We start from the raw sequence: 4705 nt of genomic DNA on the forward strand, positions 1-4705 counted from the left end.
TGCCGGGATCGTCGAACAGGTCGTGGGTGTCGCGCTGCGGTTGCAGCACCCGTGAGAGGTGTTCGGCGCCCCGACGCGACGCGAATTGCCACTGCTGGCGCCCGCGCACGTCGTAACCAAAGCAACTGCTGAGGAGGCCCTGGCTGCGCAGCACTTCACGGTGCAGGTCCTCGCGTTCGATGTCGCTGAATCAGTTGGCCGTCGAGGTTGATCTGGTGCAGGTGCCCGCTGCCGTAATATAGGTGGTTCAACAGTTGGCCCGTGGGCAGGGTCAGTGTAGTTACGTTGCTTAGCGGATCGTAGTCGTAGCACAACACCCCTTGCGGGGTGGTCTCTTTGATCAGGCGGCCGAGCAGGTCGTAAGTGAAGCCGAGTGTCTCCGGATTGACGCCCAGTGTCTTGCCATGGGCGGTGGGCAGGCGTGCAATGGACAGCAAGCGATCGCCATCATCGTAGGTGTAATCCTGACGTGCATCGGCATTGAGCTTGGCCAGCACCCGGCCAATGGTGTCGCGTTCGAATGCGGTGTGGCGTAGTAGCCGTTCGGCTTGCTCACAGTAGCCAATTTCATCCACCCGTGTGAGGTGACCGCCAAGGTTGTAGCTAATGCGGCGAGTCAGGTTGTCGATGCGTTGTTCTTCGATCAGACGGTCGCTGGTGTCGTAGCGAAACCGGTATGCGGCGTTGTTTTCGTTGACCAGCGCGGTGAGGCGAAGGGCGGGGTCATATTCGTAGCGAATGCGTTGGCCCTTGGCGTCCTGGCGGCTGCTGGGCAGGCCTCTTGCTGTTCTTGAAAGCCGCGTGGTCTGGCCCTTGCCATCAGTGTGTGTCATCACCTGGCCGAAGGCATTGTAGGTGAGGCGTTCTGTAGAGCCGTCAGGGTGCTCGAAGTGCAGAACTTCGCCGTTTGGCTTACGGGTTAGGGCGGTGGTCTGGTCCAGTGCATTAGTGATGGCAACCAGATGAGAACGGTCGTTGTAGCGGTAGAAGGTGCTTTTACCTGAACAGTCCTGGAAATGTTCTACCTGGGCCAAAGCATTCCACCACAGGTACTTCGATTTGCCGGTGGCGTCCACAATCGTGTGCGGCAGGCCGTCGTTGCTGTTTAGGTACTGGGTGGTATGCCCCAGTGCGTCCGTCTCGGTAAGCAGATTGCCTTGGCTGTCATACGTGACCTTCCACGTGCTGCCGTCCGGGTAGTCGACCTGCTTGACCAGTGTCGTGAGGAGGTGGTGCTGGTACAGGGTCTTGCGTCCAAGGGGATCGGTTTCTTCAATTAACCGTGAGTAGCCATCGTACTTGAGCGCAATCACATTGCTGTCGGGCAAGGTGAGGGCCGTCATGTTGCCGTAGGTGTCCAGCTCTATTTGGTAGTGCTCACCGCCAAAGTCCGTACTGGCCACGACGCGGAAATCAGCGTTGTAATGCACTGTGGCCTTACGCCCCAGAGCATCGGTGATCCACGTAGTACATGCGTTGAAGTCGTAGCGGAAGTGAAAGTGTTCGCCGTCGCTGGTCCAGTGCTCCACGACGCGGCGTGGCCGCCCAGGGAAAGAGTTTGCGGCCATTGCTGGTATCGACTGCATTACCAAAGATAGGGCCGATCACCCGATCCAGTTTTTAGCTTTGGCGTTTTTGCTATTCAAAATGCGCTCTGGCTTTATAAGTGTGCTAAGCATAAGGAGAGAGATATTCTTGAATTGTCAAATTCTTAGATAGGGCTGATATGCTAGCTGGTGCGCATTTATTAGATAAGAAGTACATATAATAATCATAGCCAAAGTGGAATTCACCGTTTGGAGAAATTAGTTTGCACCAAATCTTCTCTCTCAAAATCTGCCTTGCAATATTTTCAATGTTAGATGTATTTATTTCCTGGCCTTCAAAAAATTCCTCGCTGTCATGTGACTCTAGTTCGGATATTTTATATTGGGTAATGTTCATGCATTCTGAAATCGTTCTAATTGCATTCAAAGACCTATTTTCTATTTCTAAGTAATCTTTTTCTTTTTCTGGTGTGTCTATTTCATGAAAGCTGGTCCATTCTTCTGGTGGCGATGTAAGATAACCCTCTGAAGTGACTTTGTCGTATTTTGTAATTCTATAGGAGTATGGCATATCTATTTCCTACTTTTGTCCGGTGTTAATTATATGTTTCGGATCGTGGGTCTTGTTCCCAAGGTTTTACGCTACTTGCAACGTTACTGAGGTCATTACTTGGCGTCGACCGCCGAATCTAACTTTTAGTTTTGCGTTAATTTATATAGTGTTCCGAACTTCTTTGCGTAATTTAAGTTGACTTTACTCTCGTGTTCTGCCGTCATCTAAAATGTCATTTTTAAAGTGGGGTCAGTTAAGGTTGATATTGCGTTGGTTTTTTGAAAGTTGGTTGATCCATTCTTTAAGGTCGTCGTTGGTGTAAAGATAGTCTTGATCGGTTGAAGGTAAGTCTAGCGCGCCTAGAAGAATCAGATAGTCTAATACTACAGTGTCTTCAATGTATGTCGTATCATCATCTACTAGGTTGAAGGCCCACTCTGCTATCGTACATCTGCTTATGGTGTTATTGATAATACCTTCAAGTTTTAAGATTAAATCCTGGCGGTTGGGTATGGCGTTCATTTTATCTCCTGCCCTGATATTTTCCAGTGGAGTTGAAAATATGGTGATTCATATTGTCGGTTACGGGTTTGGGTGCTACGCTTCTCACTTTTCCTGAGTGATCTATCGTTTCATACCAGCTTCTTTTATTTCCGGTGCTAGGATCCCATTCTCTCACAAACCGTGCACCTTGCATTTGTCCTGGATTGCGCGAAGGTGTCACCGTACTATAGAAACGGTATCGGCCATTTTGTAATTCCTTTGTACCGCCTTTCCCATATCTTTCAGCTTGAGTGTAATAGGTTTTAAGTTTTTGGGCGTTCATGGCACTTCGCGCGTCAGTGCTCCTACTAATCGTATTTTTATAACCGAATAATGATTTGTTTGATGACGCTCCTTTCGCTCCCAGCATGCCACCAAGAAATGCACCGCCAAAAGCAGTGAGTTTTTGGCCATTTGATCCATCTCCAAACAGCTTTCCACCGACCCAATGACCTCCGATGCCCCCAGCCACCCCTCCGAAAAAGGCAACAGTAGGTATCAGGAACCCGCCTGTTAGCACGACGGCACTGGCGAAGCCAATCCCTCCAATCGTCCATTGAAGCCACACAGGTACTTCAGGATTGATAGCGTCAGTGAGCTGCGTTGCACCTCCAATAATAATATTGCCTGATCCTGTACTGATTTTACCATCACACTCAGTACGATCATCTACCCTGGCTGCTGGCTGACCATTGATATAAACGCTGGTGCTGCCTTCAGCGAGCACCTTAGCAACGCCGTGTTGGTCGCAGTCAACATGATCAAGGTGTGCTCTAGCAGCTGGTTTTCCATTGAAAAAAACGTTGGGTGAACCGGATGTGATCTTGCCAGCCTCATTGCGACAGAACGAGAGGCTGCCAATTAGTTGTCCGATACCAGCCCCGGCCGCAGCGCCTGCTCCGATCATGGCTACTGCTGCTAGACCACCAGTGCCTACGATTAGTACAGTGGCTGCAGCGCCTACCGTCAGTCCAATCAGCAATCCCGCAAGCGCGCTTGAATGCTCTATCGAATCACCCTCACGAGCTGCCGCCGTCATTCGCAAACCACGCCAGAGCGAGGCTGTCGCAGTTGCATCGTTTCAACCACTGAGTAGAACCTGATTCTCTCCTCGATCAACATGCCCTGAATATTGTTACTGGTACCGGTGATCTGAATCAGTACTCGATGGTGTTGCTCGTCGGTATGCAAAAACAGTATTTGGATCTGGTGGACTGGCTTGCCTTGTTGGCGCCACCGATACTCGAATTCGCGACCTTCCACGCCGGCGACCTCTAGGGGAGTAAGTGGATTAATCCACTCAAGGTGCGCAAGAGAACCTTCCATTTCTTTGATTACGCGTTGGCTTATACCTCCCACGTCCGCGTCTTTATCAATTTGGCTGCGGCCTATTACTAATGAGAAAGGACTCGGGCCTGAGTCAGTTTCTGCGAATACGTGGAATGTTTTATCCAAGACGCCGACTGGCCGAATAAAACTTAGTTCGTTTGTCAAATAGGGAGCAGGAGGGGGAGGACTTGCTTCAGATTCTTGCAACGCTGTTGCTTGTTCTTGACGTTCGCGCAACAGTTTTTCCGCGTAGCGGTCGTAGATATTCTGACGCATTAATTAGGGCCTCTCGGTTAACTATTTTCGTTGATATGAACTTTTGACGTACCGATCAAATTGAGGGTGCTGCCAGATAAAGTAATGACGCCGTCATTACACATAGTCAGGGAGCTGCTTCCTACCGTTAAGACGATGGAGGTACTTGCGGTCAGGGTGATAGCGTTGCCCGAAGTTTCAAGTTTGAATTCGCCCTCTTTGATCGTTATAGAGGAATCATGGGTAATGGTTTCGGTGTGCGTTCCCGAGATCTCCAAGATACGGTTGCCTCCTACCGTCAGCGAGTCATCACGTTCCACTTCTCTATCCATGTCTCTTTCTGCGTGCACCGAAATGCGTTCACTGCCCTGCTTATCTTCAAACAATAGCGAGTTGGCGTTGGCCCCAGAGCCCTTGGTCGAGCGAGTGAGAAAGCCGCTCTGTGTCTTGTTGGCCGGCAAGCTCCAGGGCGGTGTGT

Annotated in this window: 5 protein-coding genes and 1 pseudogene; all 6 read right to left on the reverse strand. The window is 50.2% G+C overall.

Going from position 1 to position 4705, the window contains the following annotated elements:
• Window positions 1-1343: pseudogene (locus tag AP059_RS00310) on the reverse strand (type IV secretion protein Rhs); the annotation flags it as partial.
• A gap of 328 nt (window positions 1344-1671) precedes the next feature.
• Window positions 1672-2118 carry a hypothetical protein gene (locus AP059_RS00315; protein WP_059761401.1) on the reverse strand — a complete coding sequence of 149 codons (447 nt, stop codon included), beginning with the start codon at window positions 2116-2118 and terminating at the stop codon, window positions 1672-1674.
• Window positions 2119-2349: 231 nt separating this feature from the next.
• A complete protein-coding gene (locus AP059_RS00320) occupies window positions 2350-2622 on the reverse strand; it encodes a hypothetical protein (protein WP_059761402.1) in 273 nt (90 codons plus the stop codon).
• A 1-nt stretch (window position 2623) separates the two neighbouring features.
• Window positions 2624-3682 (reverse strand): PAAR domain-containing protein, encoded by a 1059-nt coding sequence (locus tag AP059_RS22565; protein WP_059761403.1) that lies wholly within the window; start codon window positions 3680-3682, stop codon window positions 2624-2626.
• Entirely contained in the window at window positions 3679-4248 is a 570-nt protein-coding gene (locus tag AP059_RS00330; RefSeq protein WP_059761404.1) for a DcrB-related protein, read from the reverse strand. Before AP059_RS00330 ends, AP059_RS22565 begins: the two co-directional genes overlap by 4 nt.
• A gap of 17 nt (window positions 4249-4265) precedes the next feature.
• On the reverse strand, window positions 4266-4705 hold a 440-nt coding region (locus AP059_RS22395), incomplete at its 5' end, for a bacteriophage T4 gp5 trimerisation domain-containing protein (protein WP_441295886.1).

It is taken from the genome of Pseudomonas sp. TAA207 (assembly GCF_001529285.1).
Taxonomy (GTDB): domain Bacteria; phylum Pseudomonadota; class Gammaproteobacteria; order Pseudomonadales; family Pseudomonadaceae; genus Aquipseudomonas; species Aquipseudomonas weihenstephanensis.

What these genes read in the sequence shown, in the direction of transcription:
- AP059_RS00315 (WP_059761401.1), bottom strand. Translation starts at nt 2,118, where the DNA reads ATGCCATACTCCTATAGAATTACAAAATACGACAAAGTCACTTCAGAG.
- AP059_RS00320 (WP_059761402.1), bottom strand. Translation starts at nt 2,622, where the DNA reads ATGAACGCCATACCCAACCGCCAGGATTTAATCTTAAAACTTGAAGGT.
- AP059_RS22565 (WP_059761403.1), bottom strand. Translation starts at nt 3,682, where the DNA reads ATGACGGCGGCAGCTCGTGAGGGTGATTCGATAGAGCATTCAAGCGCG.
- AP059_RS00330 (WP_059761404.1), bottom strand. Translation starts at nt 4,248, where the DNA reads ATGCGTCAGAATATCTACGACCGCTACGCGGAAAAACTGTTGCGCGAA.